This is a genomic window from Prauserella cavernicola, assembly GCF_016595675.1.
Taxonomy (GTDB): domain Bacteria; phylum Actinomycetota; class Actinomycetes; order Mycobacteriales; family Pseudonocardiaceae; genus Prauserella_A; species Prauserella_A cavernicola.
This window is the reverse complement of record NZ_JAENJH010000002.1, coordinates 1,176,975-1,197,105: the sequence shown is the minus strand read 5'-3', so window position 1 is coordinate 1,197,105 and position 20,131 is coordinate 1,176,975. Positions and strand designations below refer to the sequence as shown.

28 protein-coding genes and 2 pseudogenes are annotated in these 20,131 nt (G+C 70.2%); 7 read left to right on the top strand and 23 right to left on the bottom strand.

Annotated features, from left to right (window positions below; all coding sequences use genetic code 11):
- Window positions 1-166: 166 nt before the first annotated feature.
- Window positions 167-2,584: a DEAD/DEAH box helicase gene (sftH, locus tag JHE00_RS12595; RefSeq protein ID WP_200318092.1), complete on the top strand. Its 2,418-nt coding sequence runs from the start codon at window positions 167-169 to the stop codon at window positions 2,582-2,584.
- Here sftH and JHE00_RS12590 read toward each other — a convergent pair.
- The 7 genes and pseudogenes from JHE00_RS12590 to JHE00_RS12560 form a co-directional block, all read right to left on the bottom strand.
- Window positions 2,548-3,189: a bifunctional DNA primase/polymerase gene (locus JHE00_RS12590; RefSeq protein ID WP_200318090.1), complete on the bottom strand. Its 642-nt coding sequence runs from the start codon at window positions 3,187-3,189 to the stop codon at window positions 2,548-2,550. The two genes, sftH and JHE00_RS12590, sit on opposite strands and share 37 nt — an antisense overlap.
- Before the next feature lie 329 nt (window positions 3,190-3,518).
- Window positions 3,519-3,911 (bottom strand): Rv3654c family TadE-like protein, encoded by a 393-nt coding sequence (locus tag JHE00_RS12585; RefSeq protein WP_200318088.1) that lies wholly within the window; start codon window positions 3,909-3,911, stop codon window positions 3,519-3,521.
- Window positions 3,892-4,284 (bottom strand): TadE family type IV pilus minor pilin, encoded by a 393-nt coding sequence (locus JHE00_RS12580; protein ID WP_200318086.1) that lies wholly within the window; start codon window positions 4,282-4,284, stop codon window positions 3,892-3,894. Before JHE00_RS12580 ends, JHE00_RS12585 begins: the two co-directional genes overlap by 20 nt.
- Window positions 4,284-4,505 carry a DUF4244 domain-containing protein gene (locus JHE00_RS35070; RefSeq protein WP_230423221.1) on the bottom strand — a complete coding sequence of 74 codons (222 nt, stop codon included), beginning with the start codon at window positions 4,503-4,505 and terminating at the stop codon, window positions 4,284-4,286. Before JHE00_RS35070 ends, JHE00_RS12580 begins: the two co-directional genes overlap by 1 nt.
- A gap of 35 nt (window positions 4,506-4,540) precedes the next feature.
- Complete coding sequence (locus JHE00_RS12570; protein ID WP_200318084.1) at window positions 4,541-5,269, bottom strand: type II secretion system F family protein; 729 nt, start codon at window positions 5,267-5,269, stop codon at window positions 4,541-4,543.
- Window positions 5,270-5,396: 127 nt separating this feature from the next.
- Window positions 5,397-6,218 (bottom strand): type II secretion system F family protein, encoded by an 822-nt coding sequence (locus JHE00_RS12565; protein WP_200318075.1) that lies wholly within the window; start codon window positions 6,216-6,218, stop codon window positions 5,397-5,399.
- Window positions 6,212-6,547 (bottom strand): annotated as a pseudogene (locus tag JHE00_RS12560) (ATPase, T2SS/T4P/T4SS family); the annotation flags it as partial. The gene JHE00_RS12565 and the pseudogene JHE00_RS12560, both read right to left, overlap by 7 nt.
- Before the next feature lie 69 nt (window positions 6,548-6,616).
- Here JHE00_RS12560 and JHE00_RS12555 point away from each other — a divergent pair.
- Together JHE00_RS12555 and JHE00_RS35565 are read left to right on the top strand one after the other, a co-directional pair.
- Window positions 6,617-6,802, top strand: a complete 186-nt coding sequence (locus JHE00_RS12555) for a hypothetical protein (RefSeq protein ID WP_200318072.1) — start codon at window positions 6,617-6,619, stop codon at window positions 6,800-6,802.
- On the top strand, window positions 6,799-6,921 hold the full coding sequence (locus JHE00_RS35565; protein ID WP_268958256.1) for a hypothetical protein: 123 nt from the start codon (window positions 6,799-6,801) through the stop codon (window positions 6,919-6,921). The genes JHE00_RS12555 and JHE00_RS35565 overlap by 4 nt, the downstream gene beginning before the upstream one ends.
- Window positions 6,922-6,932: 11 nt before the next feature.
- On the opposite strand, the gene JHE00_RS12550 is transcribed toward JHE00_RS35565, so the two are convergent.
- Both JHE00_RS12550 and JHE00_RS12545 read right to left on the bottom strand, forming a co-directional pair.
- Window positions 6,933-8,150, bottom strand: coding sequence for a helix-turn-helix domain-containing protein (locus tag JHE00_RS12550; protein ID WP_200318070.1), 1,218 nt, complete (start codon window positions 8,148-8,150; stop codon window positions 6,933-6,935).
- 35 nt (window positions 8,151-8,185) lie between these two features.
- The gene (locus tag JHE00_RS12545; RefSeq protein WP_200318068.1) at window positions 8,186-8,674 is read right to left on the bottom strand and encodes an NUDIX domain-containing protein; all 489 of its coding nucleotides are present in this window, start codon (window positions 8,672-8,674) and stop codon (window positions 8,186-8,188) included.
- A gap of 338 nt (window positions 8,675-9,012) precedes the next feature.
- On the opposite strand from JHE00_RS12545, the gene JHE00_RS12540 reads away from it, so the two are divergent.
- From JHE00_RS12540 to JHE00_RS12525, 4 genes are all read left to right on the top strand, one after another.
- On the top strand, window positions 9,013-9,309 hold the full coding sequence (locus tag JHE00_RS12540; protein ID WP_200318066.1) for a hypothetical protein: 297 nt from the start codon (window positions 9,013-9,015) through the stop codon (window positions 9,307-9,309).
- Window positions 9,306-9,503, top strand: coding sequence for a hypothetical protein (locus JHE00_RS12535; RefSeq protein WP_200318064.1), 198 nt, complete (start codon window positions 9,306-9,308; stop codon window positions 9,501-9,503). The genes JHE00_RS12540 and JHE00_RS12535 overlap by 4 nt, the downstream gene beginning before the upstream one ends.
- A gap of 421 nt (window positions 9,504-9,924) precedes the next feature.
- The gene (locus JHE00_RS12530) at window positions 9,925-10,704 is read left to right on the top strand and encodes a DddA-like double-stranded DNA deaminase toxin (RefSeq protein WP_200318062.1); all 780 of its coding nucleotides are present in this window, start codon (window positions 9,925-9,927) and stop codon (window positions 10,702-10,704) included.
- Entirely contained in the window at window positions 10,701-11,102 is a 402-nt protein-coding gene (locus tag JHE00_RS12525) for an Imm1 family immunity protein (RefSeq protein ID WP_200318060.1), read from the top strand. The genes JHE00_RS12530 and JHE00_RS12525 overlap by 4 nt, the downstream gene beginning before the upstream one ends.
- A 199-nt stretch (window positions 11,103-11,301) precedes the next feature.
- Here the strand turns inward: JHE00_RS12525 and JHE00_RS12520 are convergent, their stop codons facing one another.
- The 14 genes and pseudogenes from JHE00_RS12520 to JHE00_RS12465 form a co-directional block, all read right to left on the bottom strand.
- Window positions 11,302-11,562 carry a hypothetical protein gene (locus tag JHE00_RS12520; protein WP_230423214.1) on the bottom strand — a complete coding sequence of 87 codons (261 nt, stop codon included), beginning with the start codon at window positions 11,560-11,562 and terminating at the stop codon, window positions 11,302-11,304.
- Between the two features lie 452 nt (window positions 11,563-12,014).
- Window positions 12,015-12,338, bottom strand: a complete 324-nt coding sequence (locus JHE00_RS12515) for a hypothetical protein (RefSeq protein ID WP_200318058.1) — start codon at window positions 12,336-12,338, stop codon at window positions 12,015-12,017.
- A gap of 221 nt (window positions 12,339-12,559) precedes the next feature.
- A complete protein-coding gene (locus JHE00_RS12510) occupies window positions 12,560-13,366 on the bottom strand; it encodes a hypothetical protein (RefSeq protein WP_200318057.1) in 807 nt (268 codons plus the stop codon).
- A 248-nt stretch (window positions 13,367-13,614) separates the two neighbouring features.
- Window positions 13,615-13,761, bottom strand: a complete 147-nt coding sequence (locus JHE00_RS35065; protein WP_230423213.1) for a hypothetical protein — start codon at window positions 13,759-13,761, stop codon at window positions 13,615-13,617.
- Complete coding sequence (locus tag JHE00_RS35060; RefSeq protein WP_230423212.1) at window positions 13,758-14,387, bottom strand: hypothetical protein; 630 nt, start codon at window positions 14,385-14,387, stop codon at window positions 13,758-13,760. Before JHE00_RS35060 ends, JHE00_RS35065 begins: the two co-directional genes overlap by 4 nt.
- Window positions 14,332-14,787 (bottom strand): annotated as a pseudogene (locus JHE00_RS36070) (DNA cytosine methyltransferase); the annotation flags it as partial. The gene JHE00_RS35060 and the pseudogene JHE00_RS36070, both read right to left, overlap by 56 nt.
- A gap of 221 nt (window positions 14,788-15,008) precedes the next feature.
- The gene (locus tag JHE00_RS12500; RefSeq protein WP_200318055.1) at window positions 15,009-15,422 is read right to left on the bottom strand and encodes a hypothetical protein; all 414 of its coding nucleotides are present in this window, start codon (window positions 15,420-15,422) and stop codon (window positions 15,009-15,011) included.
- Between the two features lie 107 nt (window positions 15,423-15,529).
- The gene (locus tag JHE00_RS12495; protein ID WP_200318054.1) at window positions 15,530-15,865 is read right to left on the bottom strand and encodes a hypothetical protein; all 336 of its coding nucleotides are present in this window, start codon (window positions 15,863-15,865) and stop codon (window positions 15,530-15,532) included.
- Complete coding sequence (locus JHE00_RS12490) at window positions 15,862-16,770, bottom strand: N-acetylmuramoyl-L-alanine amidase (RefSeq protein WP_200318052.1); 909 nt, start codon at window positions 16,768-16,770, stop codon at window positions 15,862-15,864. Before JHE00_RS12490 ends, JHE00_RS12495 begins: the two co-directional genes overlap by 4 nt.
- Before the next feature lie 2 nt (window positions 16,771-16,772).
- Complete coding sequence (locus JHE00_RS12485; protein ID WP_200318050.1) at window positions 16,773-17,495, bottom strand: hypothetical protein; 723 nt, start codon at window positions 17,493-17,495, stop codon at window positions 16,773-16,775.
- Complete coding sequence (locus JHE00_RS12480; RefSeq protein ID WP_200318048.1) at window positions 17,492-17,728, bottom strand: hypothetical protein; 237 nt, start codon at window positions 17,726-17,728, stop codon at window positions 17,492-17,494. The genes JHE00_RS12485 and JHE00_RS12480 overlap by 4 nt, the downstream gene beginning before the upstream one ends.
- 19 nt (window positions 17,729-17,747) lie before the next feature.
- Window positions 17,748-18,317 (bottom strand): hypothetical protein, encoded by a 570-nt coding sequence (locus JHE00_RS12475; RefSeq protein ID WP_200318046.1) that lies wholly within the window; start codon window positions 18,315-18,317, stop codon window positions 17,748-17,750.
- A 9-nt stretch (window positions 18,318-18,326) separates the two neighbouring features.
- Window positions 18,327-19,031, bottom strand: coding sequence for a hypothetical protein (locus tag JHE00_RS12470; RefSeq protein ID WP_200318044.1), 705 nt, complete (start codon window positions 19,029-19,031; stop codon window positions 18,327-18,329).
- Window positions 19,028-20,128: a DUF5047 domain-containing protein gene (locus JHE00_RS12465; protein ID WP_200318041.1), complete on the bottom strand. Its 1,101-nt coding sequence runs from the start codon at window positions 20,126-20,128 to the stop codon at window positions 19,028-19,030. Before JHE00_RS12465 ends, JHE00_RS12470 begins: the two co-directional genes overlap by 4 nt.
- Window positions 20,129-20,131: the final 3 nt, after the last annotated feature.

Sequence of the window (20,131 nt, the reverse complement as noted above, 5' to 3'; positions counted from 1 at the left end):
GGATCTACACCACTTCTGGTGTGGTTCGGCGGAGTCTATTGGTAAAGACGGACGACCCGGCAGGCCGTCCCACCTCACATACGCTGCGTATTCATGTGAAACCGCTCACGGTACCGCTCAACGGGTCGCGCTTGATCACGATCTCGGGTGTGCAATGCTCGAACACATGAGCGGTCGAGCCGACACATCGCGGGCCCGACGCCTGCTGAACCGGGCCACCGCGGGCATCCCGGAGCGGCGCCATCCCGTCACCCACGTCGCCGATCTCCCGGCGCGACAGCCGCGCTTCGCGGCCTGGCCGGACTGGGCGCCGTCCGCTGTCGTCGACGCCATCAGGGCGAGCGGCGTCGAGCAGCCGTGGACCCACCAGGCCGACGCGGCTGAGCTGGCCTGGTCGGGCCGCGACGTCGTGATCGCCACCGGGACCGCGTCGGGGAAGTCGCTCGTCTACCAGCTTCCGGTGCTCTCGGCACTGCACACCGACCCGAAGGCCACCGCCCTCTACCTGGCTCCCACCAAGGCTCTCGGCGCCGACCAGTTGCGCGCTGTGTCCGCATTGGACCTCGACGGCGTGCGGCCCGCGTCGTACGACGGTGACACCCCTCTGCCCGAGCGCGACTGGGTGCGCGAGCACGCGCGCTGGGTGTTCACCAACCCCGACATGCTGCACCGCGGCGTGCTGTCGGCCCACGCGCGCTGGGCGAAATTCTTCCGCAGGCTCTCCTACGTCGTGGTGGACGAGTGCCACAGCTACCGGGGCGTGTTCGGCTCGCACGTGGCACTGCTGCTGCGCAGGCTGCGCCGGGTGGCGCGGCACTACGGCGCCGACCCCGTGTTCGTGCTCGCGTCGGCGACCACCGCGGAGCCCGCGGAGTTCGCGGCCCGGCTCACCGGCCGGGAGTGCTCCCCCGTGGTGGAGGACGCCTCGCCGCGCGGGGCGCGGACGGTGGCGCTGTGGGAGCCGCCGCTACTCGAGGAGCTGGCAGGCGAGAACGGCGCGCCGGTGCGGCGTTCGGCGGGCGCCGAGGCGGCGCGGATTCTCGCCGAGCTGGTCATCGAGGGCGCCCGCAGCCTCGCGTTCGTGCGCTCACGTCGCGGCGCGGAGCTCACCGCGCTGGGAGCCAACCGAATTCTGTCCGAAGTGGACCCAGAGCTCGGTGAGGCGGTGGCCGCGTACCGGGCGGGTTTCCTGCCAGAGGAACGGCGATCGCTGGAGAAGTCGTTGCTGTCCGGCAGGTTGCTGGGTGTGGCTACCACGAACGCGCTCGAACTCGGCGTGGACATCTCGGGCCTCGATGCCGTGGTGCTGGCCGGTTATCCGGGCACGTTGGCGTCGTTCTGGCAGCAGTCGGGCCGGGCAGGCCGGGCGGGCGACGACGCGCTGGTGGTGTTCGTCGCGCGCGACGACCCGCTGGACACGTATCTGGTGCACCACCCCGCCGCATTGCTGGACCGGCCCGTGGAAACCGCGGTGCTGGATCCGTCGAACCCGTACGTGCTCGCGCCACAGCTGGCTTGCGCGGCGGCGGAACTGCCGTTGACGGCGAACGAACTGCCCGAGTTCGGCGGTGAGGCAGCGCGCGACGTGCTGGACGAGCTGGTGGCCGACAAGGTGCTGCGCAGGCGGCCGAGCGGCTGGTACTGGACGACGAGGGAGCGCCCGCAGCACGAGGTCGACATCCGCGGTTCGGGCGGTGAGCAGATCGCCGTGGTGGAAGCGGAGACCTCGCGGATGCTCGGCACGGTGGATCCGGGGTCGGCGTGCAGCACAGTCCATCAGGGAGCGGTGTACCTGCACCAGGGCTCGGCCTACGTGGTCGACGAGCTCGACCTCGAGCACGGCATCGCGCTGGTGCACGCGGAGGACCCCGAATGGAACACCTCGGCGAGAGAGGTCGTGGACATCGCCGTGCTCGACACGGTCCGCGAGGAGCGGTACGGCGGGGTCACCGTGTGTCTCGGCGAGGTGGCGGTGACGTCGCAGGTGGTGGGGTATCTCCGGCGGTTGCCGTCGGGCGAGGTGCTCGACCACGTCGCGCTCGATCTGCCGGAGCAGGTACTGCGCACCCGTGCGGTCTGGTACACGATCAACGGCGAACTGCTGGATGGTGAAACCGGTGGGGACCGGGATGACAGGGCACCGGGGGGCGCCGGTCTGGAACCGGCGCGCATCCCCGGCGCCCTGCATGCCGCCGAGCACGCGGCGATCGGCCTGCTACCGCTGTTCGCTACGTGCGACCGTTGGGACATCGGCGGTGTTTCGACCGCGATGCACGATGACACCGGGGAGGCGACGGTGTTCGTGCACGATGGTCATCCCGGGGGTGCGGGATTCGCCGACCGCGGTTTTGCCGCGCTCGTCCCATGGCTGGCCGCTACGCGGGAGGCGATCGTCTCCTGCGAGTGCCCGGCTGGGTGCCCGTCCTGCGTCCAGTCGCCAAAATGCGGGAATGGCAACGATCCGCTGGACAAGGCGGGGGCTGTGACCGTGCTGGACCTCGTGCTCGGGGCGGTGAACCACGAGGGTCGGCACGACCACGGGGTGGATCACACCGCGGAGGATCCCGCGGCGAAGACGGGCTGAGCCGAGGCGGGGGCGGCCGACTCGCCGTGCAGTGCGCGCTCGAGAACGTCGTGCACCGCTTCGGCGGCGGGAAGTCGCCAGCCCCAGATCTCCGGCTTGACCCGCCAGTGGACGACACCGTGCTGGAACGGCGTCGGCGGGAGCGGGACGTAGCTGCCCTCACCGTGGTACCGCACGTCCTCGTTGGCGGTGAGCATCGACGGCACGTTGTCCGTCGACGTGGTGAGGAAGAGCCAGCGGCCGTTGGGCATCGCGACGATCGGCGCCGGGTGCCCGGTGGCGCGCAGCAGCGTGGCGGCGCGGCGGCCGAGGCTGTCGTCGACCTCGATCGCGTCGATCATCGTGCCGGTGGCGACGAGCAGGCTGTACGGCCTGCCGGTCCACCAGGCGGCCACCTGCTGCGGGTGGGCGCCGATCCGCTGGCGCCAGTCCTCGTGCGCCGGGACCGGCTCGGTCCATGCGGAGCCGGACTCCGTGCTGTCAGCGGCACCGGGGTAGGTGCCCGGCAGCACCGGCCAGCCTCGCCAGGCCAGGCCGATCGCCTCAGCGCGCAACTCGATGCGGAACGCGCCGCGCCAGCTGTCCGACCACTCCGTGTCCAACATGTCTTTCTCGAGCCTCCCTCGTGCTTCGTCGCCTCGTTCGCGGCGACACCTACGAATAAACGGCAAGTTGCACCTCGCCGGAACCCCTCGGTCGACCACCGGCACTTGACAGACGACGAGTGAGCATCGACACAACTGTTCGGCTGAAGCCCGCGTGTCAATCGTCGGCCGGAGGCGCCCGCTACCCCCGCCGCTCGTCGCAGCCTTGGGAGCAGGCGACTTTCCTGGTGATCAACCGGTGTGGGGGCCGTCCTGCCTCCCACCTGGGTGAAGACCGTTCGTCGCACCCGGACGACCGCTGCTCGCCAACGCCCGGTTCGTCCGGCAGGTCAGTTCGATTCCTTTCGCCCGTTCGTCGCGGGCGCGTCCACCGGGCCTGCGCGCGCCCGCGCGGTCGCGGGACCGAACCCGGCCAGCAGACCAGGACCGGGTGCCTCGACCACGACCAGCGCATCCCACTCGTCGAACCGGCACTCGCGCAGTCGCGCCGACATCCGCTCCGCGATCCGCCCGGCGTGTCCGCATGCCTCCGTCGCCCCGCGAGCGACGTGGCCCGCGGCCGCGAGCGCAGCCAGGTCCGCCGCGTTCGCCGCGCGTTGCCGGGTGAGGACGGCGCTGCCGAGCGCCCACACCAGTGCGCCCACCACGAGCAGCGAGGCGATGGCGCCCGCCGCCCACACGGTCGCCGACCCGGTGTCGGGCTCAGGGCGGCGCCTCGACACCGGCCATCACCTCCTCGACTTCCTCCGCCTCTGCTTCGCCGGGTTCGAGTTCGGCGAAGGCCTCGGCGCGGACGGCGACGCCCGGCAGCAGGCCACCGATGGCAGGGACGGCAACGGTCACGGCGACGGTTGCCTCCTGGGTACGGGCGTCGATGGTCGCGCCGCTGGGCGCCAGCCTCCGCACGGCTTCGTCGGCGAGCGGAGCCTGTCCTCTTGCCAGGTGCCGGGCCGCTTCCGTGGCGGCGTCGGCACACCGCAGCTGGTGGGAGAGCGCGGTGACCCCGGCGAGAACGAGGCCGAACACGGCCAGCATCGAGCACAGCGCGATCGCGCCCTCGACGGTGGCTGCTCCGCGATCGCCCCTGGGCCACATCAGAAGTCCACGGAGATCGCGCGCTCGATGAGTGAGGTCAGGGCGCTGAGCACCGAGTCGCCGGTGACGATCGTGTAGAGCAGGGCCGCGAAGGCCGCGGCCGCGATCGTGCCGATGGCGTACTCGGCGGTGCTCATCCCGTCGTCGGAGTCGAGCAACTCGCGCGGCCACAGCGTCCACGTCCGTTGGGACAGCGGGTTTCTCACGAGGATCGTGCGCATGGGTGTTTCCCTTCTCTTGTCGTGCATCGATTGGGTCAGGGGAAGACGGAGAGACTGCCTGCGAGACCGAGTACGACCGGGACGACGCCAAGGCAGAGGAACGCAGGCAGAAAGCACAGGCCGAGCGGCCCCGTGATCAGCACGCCGGCCCGTTGCGCGCGAGCCTCGGCCTGGTCGGTGACCGCCGAGCGCGCTCGCTCCGCCATTCCAGAGGCGGCCTTGGCCAGGGCGCTGCCGGAACGAGCGGTGCGGCGGGCGGCCCGGGCCAGTTCCGCGGTGTCCTGACAGCGCAGAGCGGGCTCCCAGGCCTCCGCGGGTTCGGCTCCGAGCGCGAGGAGTTCGGCGGTGGACCGCAGTGCCGCTGCCGCATCGGCGGGGGCGGTGCCCGCGACCGCGCGCACAGCCGTGGGCACGGGCAACCCCGCCGCCAGGCACGCCGCGAGCAGGTCGCCGGTCGCGGCGAGGCGAAGCGGATCGACTGCGGTCCTGCGCGAACGCGTCAGCAGTCGGCGCGCAGCCAGCCAGGCGGCGACTCCGGCGGGAGCGGCAACGAACCAGCCTCCCGCCGCGGCGACCACGAACGCGAGCGTTCCGCCCAGGAGAGCGGCACGGACTCGCGCGGAACCCCACGAGCTCGCCGGAGCCGATGCCTGCGGCTTCGGGTCCTCACCTGACAGGATCTGCCGCAGCCTGCTCGCCCGCCGTGGCGGGAACACCAGCACCGCGACGCCCGCGAGCGCGGCGGCGAGACTCTGCGCGTTCATCGCCACGCCCTTCTGCGGACGAGAGCCACGAACCGCACGGCCACCACGACGGCGACAATCGCGACGGGTTCGCACCCTGGCCGTGCTCGCACCGCCGAGGGAGACTCCCAACCTCGGACCGGCGAGCTCATCGCGGCACCACCCGGCCGGTGAGGACGGCGCTCCAGCACACACCCGCGAGGATCAGTGCCGCGCCAAGGACAAGCAGCACCTGGCCCGCCGTCGTGGTGGCGAGCACGTGCAGTGGTTCTGCGCCCATTGCCTGGCCGAGCAGAATGCCACCCGCGGGCAGCGCGGCCAGGATCGCGGAGCTCGCGCGCGGGCCGGCCATCCTGGCGTCGACCTGGTTGGCCAGACGTACCTTGGCGTCGACATCCCGTTGCACGGCGTCGAGCACCGTGGCCAACGGAAGGCCGTGATCGCGAGCCAGAGCCCAGGCGTTGCCGAGCTGGGCGAGCACGTCGTCGAGGACGTCGTGGCGCCCGGGAACCGACCGTGGGAGCACCGCGTCCAGATCACCGCCGAGCCGCGCGGACGCGGCCACCGCTCGCAGGACGTCGGCCGTGCGCGCGTCGGCGTCGACGGCCGCCGCCTCCGCCGCGACCGCGGGATGCGCGCCCGCGCGGAGTTCGCCGACCATCGTGCGCACCGCCTCGCCGAGCGCCGCGGCGGCCGCGACCTTCTGGCGCTCCTCCCGCCGAGCCCGGAACTGGCGGATCGCGGCCCCGGCGAGCAACACCAGCGCCACGGCGACCGCAGGTCCCACCGTCATGGCGGCCAGGGCCGAAGAGAGCACCACGACAGGCACCATCACCTGGCGCGACCGGAGCCGGCCGATTCCCGCGCCGGGCCCCTTCGGGCTGCCGAGTGCGGCGAGCCGGTACGTCGAACTCGGCCTCGGCCAGCAGAGCAGGCCGAGAGCTGCGCTGATCGCGGCACCGGTCAGCACGGCACCTCGACCCCCTTCGACGCGAGGAGTTCCGACACCAGTGCGCGTCGGCCCGTCCAGCCCGAGGGCCGCCACGCCGGCAGCACGCGGACCGTGTCGCCCTCGCGATGCACCACACCGATCTCGGCGAGAACCCGCCGCCCGTCGGGTCCACGTCGCATGTGGAGCACGACCTGGACCGCGGCGGCGAGCTGACTGTGCAGGGCGGAACGGGACAGACCGCCGAGTGCCGCGAGCGCCTCGAGCCGGGCGGGCACCTCGCTCGGCGAGTTGGCGTGCAACGTGCCCGCGCCGCCGTCGTGCCCGGTGTTGAGCGCCGTCAGTAGTTCGCAATAACACTCAATTGCACCAATACTCACACGCGCGCCTCACGGCGGCGTCACCTGGGGAGCAGAGTTGTGAACCTCCTGCGCAAGCCACACAGCCGTACCCGCCGGGACTGGAAATGGGCCGCCGCTCGCGTGCTGGGCTATCCGCTCCTCGCCGGTCTCGCAGTCGTCGTGTACGTCGGATTCGCCCAGCCCGAGATGATCAGCGGCGAGTACCGCGACGGCATCCAGATTGTCACGGAGACGGCCCGATGACCGAGAAGCCGTCGAAACCGAGCTTCCTGTCGAAACTCCGTGCGCTCTGGACCCGATTCCTGGCCTGGTTGGCGACGCCCGTCGATGACCAGGACGACCCCGAAGACCGTGCCTGGTAGCCGATCCGTTGCTAAGACACGACGCCGTAGTGAGCGGCCAGCTCCGCGAATTCGGCGCCGCGGCGGCGGGGCGCGCGGTCAACGAGCCGTCGCATGGTTGCTTCGCCGAGCGGCTGGTACCTCACCCAGTCTGGCGCGAGGTCCCGCGCTTCGGCGAGGTAGCCGAGAGCGTGTTGGTCCCGGCGTAGGTCCACGGAAGCAGCCGCGAGGCGCAGGCGATGGCCTGCCTCCCAGAACGCAGGTACGTCACCGCGGGCGGCGGGCATCTCCGCGGCGAGCTGCAGAGCCCCTTCTGGGTCTCCAGCGCGAGCAGTGTGGTCGATGCGCTGGAGCGCGGCGACGCGGGGTCCAAAGATCGCGGCCTCGCTGGCGTTGTCTCCGCGTGCACGCACGGCCGCGGCTTGGGCCTCGGCCAGCAGGTCGTCGGCACGGGACACGCTGCCCGCCGAAAGGGCCGCTGTCGCGGCGTTGAACAGCAGATTGCCGAAGACGCCAGCGCGACGCGAATTGCGGTCGAGCATGCCGGGTTGAATGCGCTCCGCGGCGGTTACGGCGACACGCTCGGCTTCGTCGAGCCGGCCTTGTCGGACAAGCGTCCACGCGAGGTAGCGCAACGAGATCGCAGCCTCGATGTCTGGGACGTCAGAATCACGGGCCGCTCGTAGTGCACGCTCGGCGGATGACCACGCGAGGTCGTCGAGCCCCATGCGCCCGGCCAGACCAGCCCCGAGGCGATAGGTGGTGGAGAGCACGCGGTGCGCGCCGGCCTTTTCGGCGTCGTCGATCGCAGCACGGGCGACGCGCCGGGCGTCTGTCAGCACGGCGGGCAACACGTTGAGGAGCACCGTGTGGCGTCCGTCCACGTAGGCACGCCACGCGGAGTGGGTCATCACAGTGAGCTGGTGCAGGCTGACGACTTCGGCAGGCTCGGCGAAGTCATCAAGGCCTGGAATGTGTTCGCCTGCAGTCACGGCGTGTCGGAGTGCTGCCACGTCGAGCTGGCCAGGCAGCGGTGGGTTTATCTGGCCGAGGAGGTTCTCGACGGTGACGCCGAGCGCGTCAGCGAGGCATTTCAGCGTAGCGGGACGGCAGGTGGAGCGTCTGCCCTGTTCAATGCGGGCGACGGTGTCCACGCCGATAGATGCAGCGGCAGCGAGCTGCTCCTGGGAGAGATCTCGGGCCTTGCGAAACCGGGCGAGGTTCTCCGAGAGCGGGTTGCCAGCTGTCACAGCGCCTCCCATGTGGCATATGCAGCGTGAATAGACTAGCCCGCTACGGGCTTGCCGTCCTCGCACAACGCCAGCTGGCCACTGGATTCGGCGTCCATGGCGACGGACAGGCGTGCCGCAAGCGATGGTTTCACCCGGGACGTGGTCTGGTCGAGGGTGTACAGGCCGGCGGACACGATCTCGGGGTCCGTCAGCGATAGGCCAGCCACCTGCTCGACGGTGAGCAAGCCGCCGTCGAACACGAACGCGATGCCCTCTGGCATTCCACCGTGGTCCAGGACATGATCGATCACCAGCAAGCGGCCAAGCGGTCGCTCGATGCCGATCTCCTCGCGGACCTCACGGACCGCGGTCGTCCACGGCGCCTCCTCAGCATCGACTGAGCCACCGGGAATGTCCCAATGTGGCTTGTACGACGGCTCGACCAGCAGCACGCGACTGGCTGCGTCACGGAACAGCACACCAGCGGACATCCGTTTGCGGTGCAGGGAACGCACATACTCGTCGAACGGAAGCAGTTCCACGCGCCCGAGGCTACCGCTCCGTCGCGACGGTCTGAGTTCTAGGCGCAAGAGGCATAGAACCACGGCCGACGCTCGACGAACGCCGTTGTTGAAGCGCTGTTGCGCCTGAGGATGCTTGCCGAAACTGCCCATGTGGGAAAAGGAGAGTGGCGAACGGCAGGCCAACAGGCGCACCTCGTCGTCGAGACCAGAAAGGACGACAGCGGTGCCGCGTTCGTGCACACCCGGTGCAACTGGTTGATCTGGCCAAGTGTGGTTGACATGCGCCTGACCGACCCTCCGAGGTGCCAGACCTGCGTGTGGCTGGCCGATGCGACGACGCGCAGGGAGGTGGCGTGATGGACACGGCGCAGATCGACAGAGAAGCCGTGCGTGCGCATCCCGCGTTGCAACGCCTGATCGACCTCCGGAACGCCGGCTGGCAGTTCGTGCACCGATTCAACGATGAGGGTGAGGTGCGCCAGATCAACGGCCTGCGCGGGTGGCCCGATGGACACGTCGACGGCGTGCGCTTACGCCACGCCGACGATGCCGCTGCGGTTCGCTGGGACGGTGCCGGCCAGGTGGTTTGGCAGAAGGACGGCGGTCTGGCAGAGGTCGTCGACGGGCTGTTGTCCCTTCCGGAGCCGTCATGAGTTGGGCCATGGGGCCGGACGGCACGGAGTACGCGATGGTCAGCGGCGACCAGTGGCTTGAGCTCTACGTCGCCATGCGGGACGGCGACGAGGATCGCGCGATAGGCCTCCTGCTCGAGGTCAAGCCGTCGCACTGGCCGCTTCTCGACGAGAGGCTCGACGAGGACCCACTGGAAGCTGGCGAGTCCCGATGAACATGCCCTGGCTCAACGTGCCCCGCCACATCGCCGCCCACTGCACAGAGTGCGGCCAAGCGATGCCGCACTCGCCCTTCGCGACCATGGGCGATCTCGTGATGGTGGCAATGGCGTTCCGATGGGCTGTCTACGTGTGCGACGAGGTCACCGCGTGGTGCCAGGAACACCGCGAGTCCAACCGCCTGCCCGGCGGCCGTCCATCTCCTTGAACAGCGGCTCGCTGCCTTCTGGTGCGGCACAGCACCGGCAGGCGGCGCGCCGATCATGCCCGCCCGGCGCACAGTAGGCCTCCCTGCGCCATGCGGGCTATCCCTGCCCGGCTCGGTCCCGAGTTGTCTGTCCGAGCCGGGCAGGGCCACAGCGAAACGCCCGGATCCTGTCGGCCGGTCGTGCCATGCTCCGAGACGGGGGTGAGCGGATGTCGGTCGAGGACCTCGCCGCGGCAGTCCGGCGAGCGCTAGACCTGCTCACCCAGGTCCGCGCCGACGCCGAACACGCCACAGGGCTCATGGCTGAGGCGCGCGACGTCTACGGCGCCCTGCTGCACGGCTCCAGCGATCCAGAGGCCGCGCAACTGCCCGCGCTCGCCGCGCAGCTCGTCGACGAGGTCGGCGCAATCCACGGCCCGCTGCAGCTCGTCGACGAGTCCCTGCGCCGCTACCTCGACGAGCTCGGCGCCACCGGCCCAGAGCCCGACGCGGCGCCACGTCGGACGGAGGCCACGCCTACGCGTCAGGCTCCCCCGGATCCGCCGGGGGTGGCGGCGCCGGATGGCTCGCGGTACCCGCGCGAAGCTGAGTGGTGTGTCGACATGTTGCCGCGCAGGGTGCGAGCCGGGCAGGCCGTGGACCGCACCGTTGGCTACGCCGATGGCAGCCTCACTCCGCTGACCTCGGGCCAAGACGGAACGTGGACACCGGCGATCCGTCAGCGCCTGACCGAGCTCGGGTTCCCAGTCCAGACCGCTCGCCGTCTGGGTAACCACGTCGAGCTCAAAGCCGCGGCGAAGATGCTGCTGGAGGGGCGGCAGCACAGCGAAATCACGATCAACAACGAGCCATGTCGGGCACGCAGCAGGATGCTTCTCGGTTGCCGTGAAGTGCTGCCGAGGTACCTTCCCAGAGGGCACACATTGACCGTGCATGGCACCACTCAGCAGGGCGAACCGTTCACCGAGACCTACGAGGGGACCGCATGAGCACCACGATGACCGCTCAGCCCGCCTACGACATCACCACGGTGACCGACGCCGACGCCCTGTTGCGCATCATGGACGAGGTCAGCCGCGAACTGTCGCGCCCGGCCGAAGCTGGTGTGGTGTGGGAGCTGTTCTCGGGCGAGGACGACGAACACGTGCTAGTAGCCGGCGTCCGCGGCGAGCGCGGGTGCCTCAGCTGGGCTGAGCCTCACGAACTCCAGCTGCCTCAGAACGGTCTGAACGCCGAGCCGGTCGAGTACTTCACCTGGGACGGACACCAGTACGACCAGGACCCCGGATCCGAGGTCCCAATCGCGACCGTGCGCACCGCAGTCCGCGAGTACATCGCCACCAAGCAGCGCCCAACCTGCGTGCAGTGGGTGCCCGCGCCGCTGTAACACCCACCTGGCCCTGATCGACTCAACCGGGTGACGCTGGCCGGAACCGGCCCCCGTTCGGCTCCGGCGTCGCTAGCGTCACCGCTGATCGGCGTTGGGTAATCACCGATCATCCCCCTCGCCCCCGGCTCGCGACCCCCAGCGCGGCCGGGGGCGTCACCATGTCAGCCCGAGATGCGATGCCCCTGCATGCAGGACGTCAGGCTGGTTGTTCCGCCTCGACGATGGTGTGGACCCACAGGGGCGCCTCGCGCAGTGGTGCCTGCACGGCTGAGACCGGCTCGGCAGCCCACTCGATCTCGCGGTACATCAGCCGGTACAGACCGCCCAGCATCACGCCCACCGCGCGCCACGGCTGTTCCTGCGCGAGCTGGAAGTGGATCTCCAGTCGGCTCGGCTCAATGAGCAACTCGCTGCGAGGGTCGGGAACAGCCGGGAATCCGTCGAGGTCGACGATCACGTACTGCCACCCTTGATCGCGCGTTCGCACGACGACAGCCCATCTACCCCGCATGCTCGAAGCCTGTCAGAACGCCCCGCCATCGGTCACGGCTCGGGACGCACCCTCGACGCGCGCCCCGAGCATCACCACGGTCCGGAGCTGCGCGACGGTAGGTCCTCCCCTCGCCGTGTCGCGCAGCTCGGCCCCGCGAGACACGCCCCGCACGGCCCCACGAGGTGACACCGCACGCACCAATCAGACCCCGCCCCGATGCCATGTGGCGTCGTCCAGAGTGTGCGCAGGGGCCGCAGATCGCTGCTAGAGGCGTTCGTCCCACAACGCCACCCACACGGCGTATCGCAGCCCACGTTCGCGCATCCGAGACACTTCCAATCGCACTCGCGCCGTACCCGCCAACGAAAACTCAGTGCCCCTGAAAAACGCGCTCAAACCCCCCGCCGACCAGGGGGTCAGTTGGGCCGTTCCGCAGCGACGATGCCCCGCAGCCACCGGGGCGCCTCACGTAGCGGTATCTGCGCAGTCGAGATCGGCTCCGCAGCCCACTCGATCTCGCGTCGCACACGACCGTGCACGCCACTGAGGGTGACGCCGACGGCCTGCCACGGTTGGTCGCGGGTGCGGGCGTAGTGGACGGCCAACCGGGCAGGCTCGATCGCGTCGCCGCTACCGGGATCGGCCACCGGCGCGTAGCCATCGAGGTCGACGATGACGTGCCGCTGCGCGTGCTCACGCACCCGTGCCACGGTGTAGCGCCCTCGGGACTTGCCTGCCATGAGTGCAGGATGCCCCGTCGACGCGTGCGCGACCAGCGGAAAGCCCCCGCGCCAGTGGGAGACGACGCGGGGGCTCGCAGGGTATCCAGTTACGCGACCGCGCACCTGCACGTGACCGCAACGCGGGTATCCCGAGTCGGTCCAGCAGCAAGGGGACCAAGCGCAACCACCCCCACGCCGTGGTCAGGCCGGGCGCAGGGGTGGTTGTGAGGAGCGATTGGCTACGCGGGTGTGGACATCGCCCCGGAAGCCTCAGCAAGCACCGTCGCCGGGTAGGTGTTGACCTCGCCGTAGCGTTCGTGCTGGGTCTTGCCGGGCGCAATTCCCTTCTCCCGGCAGATCTGCGCCGCACGCTTCCCGAGCGACCTGGTTGCCGCGACGGAGGTCGACAGTTTGTGCCTACGTGCCCAGGCAAGCGCCGAGAACCAGTCGTGGCGTCCCTCGATACCGTCGAGGCGGTGTTCGACATCGTCGAGCCGCTCGCGCTGCCTCATCTGCTCAACTTCGATCTTGCCGACCCTGCGGATCGTCTCGATCTGCTGCTGAGCCCATACGGGCAGCTCGTCGTGCTCCTGTTGAGCAACCTCTGCCTCGCGGGTCTGCCCGGCGAAGTAGGCCTGCGCCTCGGCCACCTCAGGCTTGTTGGGGTCGCCGTTCATGGCAACGAGGTAGGCGCACTCCCGGGACAGCTGGTAGTCCTCCTGCGCCGGGCCGGGCCCACCTCGATCTTTCGCAGATCGGCGAAAGTTCGAGGTCAGATCAATACCGGTGTTCTCAGCTGACTGCCGCGCCCTGAACAGCGGACTCTTGAATCGTTCCCACGTTGCGTAACCCATCAACGGCTGCAGATCGCGCGCCGACCAGTACTCGGTGCCGTCGGGCCGCACACTCCTGATGCGGTCGAACGCCGAGACCGAATGCTCGATCGTGGGACCCAGATCACCCTTGTTGGGTGTGGGTTCTTTCTTCCACGGGTACGTCTTGCTAACTTCTTCCATGTCGCCTACCTCCATTGTGACGGCGATCACCCCTCCGGCCGCTGACCCCGGCGCGGAGGTGGATACGGATTCCGGAGGCCGCATGACGCAACCATGCGGCCTCCGGCCGTGCCAGGGTTCCCCTGGCACGTGATCCCAGAGAGTACCGGCAGCCTCCGACGAACACGGCCGACGCACCGTATGTTTTCGCCGGTGTGTTCGACTAGACACGCCCCGTAGTTGGGTGTTGACCCGGAGGCGTGCAGGCCTCCCAGCTGCAGCCTCCGGGCCAAGTCTGATCAGCTCGATTCGGCGAGCAGCCGGGGAAGCAGGTAGCGCAGCGCGGCCGCGGCCTGCTGCGGGATGACGCCGTTACCGGCCAGGCGCAGCCGGTCCGCGCGCGAGAGCCCGGGCACCGCGGTGATGTGCCCGGGAATGCCCATCATCCACTCGGGCAGTGCAGGGTTGAGGACCTGGCCGCCGCGCGCGCTCGTCGCCGTCGGCCTCGGGGCCGGGTGGTCGAGGACCGTTTCCCAGCGCCGGATCGCGTGCGCGTACGGTCCCCAGTCCAGAACACGTCCATCAGCGTCTGTCCCGTGTGGTGCCCCGACGTGGAGCGGTTCGCGGTGGCGTTGCGGCTGCCTCTGGCGTCGGCTGCGGTCGGTGTGGGCAGGAGCCGGCCTATCGCGTCGAGAGACGGGCGCCGGTCGGCGTCGGCGCGCTGGGCGCCGTTGCTGCCGGAGCGTGCGGCCGTCGGCGTCGGCAGCAGGGCGACGGCGGAGGACACCGTCAGGTCCCCGGAGCTGGCGCGCTGGCCGGGTGAGCCCTTCGTGCCATCGCTCGCCCTCGGTGTCGGCAGCAGGTGCACAACCTGATCCGCCAGCGACGGCTGGTGCCCGCCCGCCTTCCGGATGTCCGGGTGCTGCGAGCCCCCGCCGAGCGCCAGGGATGCCGTCGGCGTCGCGAGCAACCGCGGCGACGAACACCCGGTGCCGGTGGTGTGGGGCGCCGATGTCGCTGGCGCGTAGGCCAGTCCACGCCGCGTCATACCCGAGGTCGGCCAAGTCTCCAAGAACGGCACCCAGTGCCCGCAGAGCAGCGACGTCGCCGCTGTCTCCCAGACACCACGGGCAGGGTTCCATGTCGCTATGTGCGGGGGCACTGAGCAGTCCTCTCACGTTCTCGGCGATCACCAGCCGCGGCCGCAGCACACCGATCGCGTGGGCCATGTGCGACCACAGCCCGGAGCGGGTGCCCGGAGCGAGGCCTGCGCGGCGCCCCGCCGTCGACAAGTCCTGACACGGGAATCCCCCGGTCAGCACGTCAACCGGCGCCACGGAGGACCAGTCCACAGTGGTGATGTCGGCGAGGTTCGGTGTGCTCGGCCAGTGATGCGCGAGTACCGCCGACGCGGCGGGGTCGACCTCGCAGAACCACGCGGGCTCACAGCCGAGCACCGCGGCCGCGGCCATGTCCAGGCCGCCATAGCCGGAGAACAGGCTGCCAGCACGGCGGAATCGCTGGCGCCGCAGCGGATCGGGCCGCACGCGGGTCACGGGCATCGGTGTCTCCTCGAGCAACGCGCCCAGCTCACGCCGGGCGATGCGTTCGGAGGTCAGCGGCTCGGGCCGCCGGGGAGACACCTCGTGGTTCCAGCGCAGCTTACAGGCGCCGGAGCGTTGTGGGGGCTAGGTCAGTCGTCGAGGGCGGCCACGATCCGCTTCAGCGGCGTGGTGAAGTCGCGGCGGTCGGCGGGCAGCGGCCGAACTGGCAGGTGCGTGGTCCCGAGTCGTGTTGCCTGCTCGGCTGCCCACGCGTCCATCGCCTGCTCGTCATCACCGAAGTCCGGGCGGGGCGGCACGTCGCGCAGTCGCGGGTGCTGCTCGTGCAGCCACTCCCTGCACGGCTCGGTGACGCCGAGCGAGCTCGAGGGCGACGGCAGTGTCTCGCCGCTCATGAACTCGAGGATGTCGCGGTAATGCGAGCCGTAGGAGGGCAGGCCGTGGGTGACGGCGAGGACCATGTACAGCGAGAACGTGCGGGCCTCGTCGGCGTCGTGCTGGTCGGTCAACGTGGTCTCCTGATCGGGCGTGCGTGATAGCCCCATTTTTCCAGCGTCCTCACAGGACATTTCCAGGCCAGGAACGGGACAGCGCCAGCCTGTGCAGCGAACCGGCCCCACACCCGCACGGCGTGGGGCCGGTGCTGCCTGCGTCACTCAGCTACCCGGGCCCCCCGGAGACGACAGAGGATCGGCGTCGCCGCCGCGGAGCGCGCGAGCCTGCGCCTCGGCGACGCGGCCGAGCTCGGCGGCGTCGTCGAGCGCCCGCAGCATCGCAGCATCGCGGCACGCGACTTCGCCACGGGCTCGTCGGGTGCGTTGGGCACCCGCCATACCCCGTAGACCGTGGCGGCGGCGAGGACCAGCGTGGACGCCAGGCCGGTGCCCTCGCTGACGTCGAGCACGTCGTCAGCGACCGCCGCGGCCAGGGCGGTCACGACCGTGCCGACCGCGCCCACGAGCGTCTTGGCGATGGTGCCGATCTTCACTGCTGGTCACCTCCGGCCACGGTGACGTCGACCCGCACGGTGCCCTCCTCGAGGGCGGCGCGGGCGCCGGACGCTGCTGCGGCCTGCACGGCGGCGAGATCGATCGCCTCGTCCTTCGCGAGCTGGCGGACCAGCTCGGTGATGCCGGCGAGCTCACCGCGCATCGGCGCGACCTGCTGCCGGAGAACCCAGTCCGGCAGCGACCCGATGAACATCTCAGGCCAGCCGTTCGGCAGGTTCGGGTGCCTGTTCTTGATCAGCGGCGCGCCGTCGGCTCCGTGCCACACGGCGTTGTAGAGGGCCTTCTGGAACACGTTCGAGTTCGCCAGCTTCTTGATGTCGGCGTCGGTCAGGGGCATGTCGTCCTCTCCTTGGATGGGCCCGCCTGCGGCGAGCGCGTTGATGTGGTCGATGGCGTCGTAGGCGTGTTTGCCGGGGCACGCCGTGGGCTTGAGGTCTTGGTGTCCGCCGTTGAGGCGGGCGGCCTTCCACCAGCCGCGGGCCTTGCCGTGCTGCAGCAGCCACGCGGCCGCCCGCAGCTGCGCCTGAGTGGGCCGGTGTGTCTCGTAGTTGCCGACGAAGCAGATCGCCCGCGCGATGTCGTTGCGGCCGCCGGTGTGTGCGCCCTGGCGGCCGACGCCGTGCCCCTCGTAGATCCGACCCGAGGGCATCACGAGGAACGTGTAGGAAATCCCCCCGTTGAACCTGTCCTGGCCGATGTCCTCGAGCGTGCGCATGGCGCGTTCTTCGTCGTCGTCGACGCCGTCGCGGTCGGCGTCGACCCACTGCAGGTCGGGCGCGATCGTGACGGAGTGGTGCAGCCACACCTCCTGCGCGGGCAGCGGCGCGTCGGTGAAACCGTTGTCGTGGCGGGCGCCCCACTTGCTGCGGCCGATGATGTTCAACGTCAGCTCCCTTCGGTCTGTTCGGGGGTGCAGGTGTAGGTCGGCGCGGTGTCGGGTGAGCCGGTGTCGCGTGTGCACTGCTGGGTCCGGCCGAGGCTGTCGACGAACGTCCACGACGCCACGGGTTTGCCGTCCGCGCCGCGGCACTGGTTCGGTTCGGACAGACACGGCGGGCTCTGGCCGTCCACGCCGTCGGCACCGGTGTTGCCGGTCCTGCCGCGGCACGGCTCGGAGGGCTGGCCGCACAGCGCGGCGACCTGCGCGAACACCTGGTCGTCGGTAACCGGCGGGGCGTCGCGCGGTGCGGGCATGAGGGCGAGCACGTCGGTCACGATGGCGTCGAGGTCGGGCGCCTGGCCGTCGGCGCCGCGGCACCGGTCGTCCGCGCAGTAGTTCTGCACCGCGCGCCGGGCCGCCTCGCGCACCGCGGCGGGGTCGACGCGCGGCACTTCGACGATCTCGGCCGGCTCCTCGACCGAAGGCGGCTCGACGACCGGGCGTGCGCCGAGCTCGCGCACCTGCGCGGCCAGCGCGGCGGCTGCGGCGGCGTTGTGGACGACGGCATCCTGTGTGGAGTTGACGCGCCACTGCTGGTAGCCGAAGCCACCGGCTACGCAGAGCACGAGCATGGCGAATGCCAGCCACGGACCCCGTCTGCGGTCGGATTCCTGCACGGCCCGTTCGGCGGCGTTGTCGCGCAGCTGACGTGCGTCATCCGGTCTCATGGCTCACCGTCCTCGTCCTCGAGCGCACGGCGGAGCTCCTCGACCTCGTCCGGGGTGATCTGGCCGTCAGCGAGCGCGTCGAGAAACGCTGCAGCCGACGAGGACGCGGCCCGCTTCGCGACTCGTCTCGGTTCCCGCTTGCGGTCCACATGCGACCGCAGCAGGACGTAGGCACTGACCATCGAGCCGATGAGCCCGCCGATCGCGACGACCAGGTCAGCAACCTCACTCACACACACCCCCTCGAAGTGGTCATGCCCGCAGCCACGTGAACGAGATGTGGTTCTCCTCGAGCTGCTGGCTGGTCGACAGCGGCCCGCCCGAGTCCTGATACATCCACGCGGCGAGCGTCGTCCCCGCGGGAAACCGGCGGACCGTGGTCGTCGACAGCGCGGTGACGTGCGAGGCGCCGACGGTGATCTGCGCGGAATTGCCGTAGGCGGTGCCGTTGTTGGACGCCGCGGCGATCCGGAGGAACCGCTGCCCACCACCGGAGGCGGGCAGTGCGCGCACGCCGGCCTCGACGAGCCACACCCCGGGCCGGTTGATGGTGAAGTCGGTGCCACCGCCGGACACGGCGATGTCCGAGCTGGTCTCGATCGGCTGGGCGTAGGCGAGCTTGGTGTAGGAGGCGTTGGGCAGCGACATGTTGCCCGCGGCGATGTAGCGGGCGTGGCGGCCCTCGAGCTGCGCGGCGATCGCGGCCGCGATCTGCGCCAGGCCAGCCTCCGACGCAGTGGCGAGTGCCGCGATGTCGGCGGGCACGTTCGGGGGGTCGCTCAGCGCCGGGTAGGGCAGCGAGTAGATCGGCGTGGTCGGCATGGAGGGCTCCTAGAACGGCATCACGGTCAGGACACGGTTGTTGACCTGCAGGTTTTGATCTCCGTCGGCGAGACCGCGGTACTTGCAGGTGAAGGTGTTGAGCCCCTGCTGTAGACCGTTCTCGGCGGTGATGAACGTCGTGGCCGAGGCAGATCCGGCCACCCCCGCGGGCCCTTTGAGGTAGGCGTTGGTGATCGCGGATGCTGGGGATGCCTGCGTGGCTCCGGAGATCGCCACGCCCTGATGGATCTGCCCCTGTTGCCCGATGTTCACAGCGCCCGAGATGATGACTTCGCAGGAGTGAATGACCAGCGCCCGGCGCTGTGATCCGATGTAGACGGTCACTTCTGGGCCGTAGGAGCCGGTGAGGTCGCCGAAGGTGTCGTTGTTGGGCACGAACAACGACGCTGCGACGCGGTCCGAGTCGATGCGTTCACCCGCCCCGGCGCCGGGCGCGCGGATCTTGCCGAAGATGAAGTAGGTGGTGCCCACGCGGAGCACACCCACCACGTCGTCGGGCTGGAACGGCTGCACCGAGCCCGTGGAGAGCACCTTGAGGTTGGTGAACACCCGGCCCTTGATCTCGACGCTGTTGAGGCCGGTGAGGTCGTCCCAGGACAGCACGACGCCGGTGTGCCAGCCGAGCTCGGTGGTTCCGGTGACCTGCTGCTGCATTCCGTCGGCGAGCAGGGCGGCGATGTCGGTGGACCTCACTCGTCGACCTCGACTTTCGCGCGGGTGGTTCCGGTCATGGCCGCGCCCGAGTCGAGCGGGACGGTCAGGGTTTCGATCACGTGTGTCTCCGGCGCGGTGCGGTCCGAATAGGACACGGCGATGGGGTCCAGCGGCTCGAGGGCGACGTTGGGCACCATCGAGAAGTCCACCGAGTAGGGCAGGCCGATCGCGCGGGCGAGCATCGCGTCGGCGGAGGTCTGGCACTGGGCCTCGGTGGTGAGGAACGTCGAGCTGTAGAACTTCGGCACCCGCCCGAACGGGCCGTTCCAGTAGGTCGGGCTGTTCGGGTTGAGGTCGAACGCCACGGCGCGCACGGGCGGGGTTTCGCCGGCCTGCTCGCCGGTGGCGACCACGGCGTTGTAGACGCCCTGCCGCGAGAGCGAGCGCGAGACCTTGGTGACCACGCCGCCGCGGCCGTGGTTGACCGCGAACGCCGGGCGGGCGGGGTCGGGCGCGGTCTCCACGCGGAGCCTGCCCGCGTAGTCCCACCACATGACCTTGCCGAGGGAGTCGCAGATGTCCTTGAGGAACGCATACCGGTCGTCCTCGAGGATGTGGCTGCCCGGGAAGCTCGCGGTGGCGGCGTCGAAGTCGAACAACACCACCGCACCCGGGTAGACCTCGCCCACGAGGTAGTCGAAGATCGCCGCCACCGACGTGCCGGGCCCGAACTCCTGCGGTGCGAGCGGGCGGGCATCGACGATGCCGGCCATCCGGTCGCGCGCGGAGAGCCGCACCAGCCCGGACGGGGCTTCCTCCTGGTCGGCGTCCTCCAGCCGGTAGTAGCCCTGCGACACCCACTCGCGCACGCCGTCGCCGTAGACGACGCCGCGCTCCACGAACAGCTCGTTGCCGTACGGCGTGAGCGTGCCGCCGGCGTCGGTGGGCCACTCGTGGGTCGTGGTCAGGTCGAGCGACCCGCGGATCTGTGCGGTGGCGTCCAGGCGCACGTCGCCCGCGGTGATGGCGATCTCGACGCCGTGCGGGTTGATGCCGACCTGCCCCGGTGGACACACCCGCACCCGCGCGCACATGGCGTGCGAGCCGCGGATGGTGGTCAGGAACCGATCGGACACGGG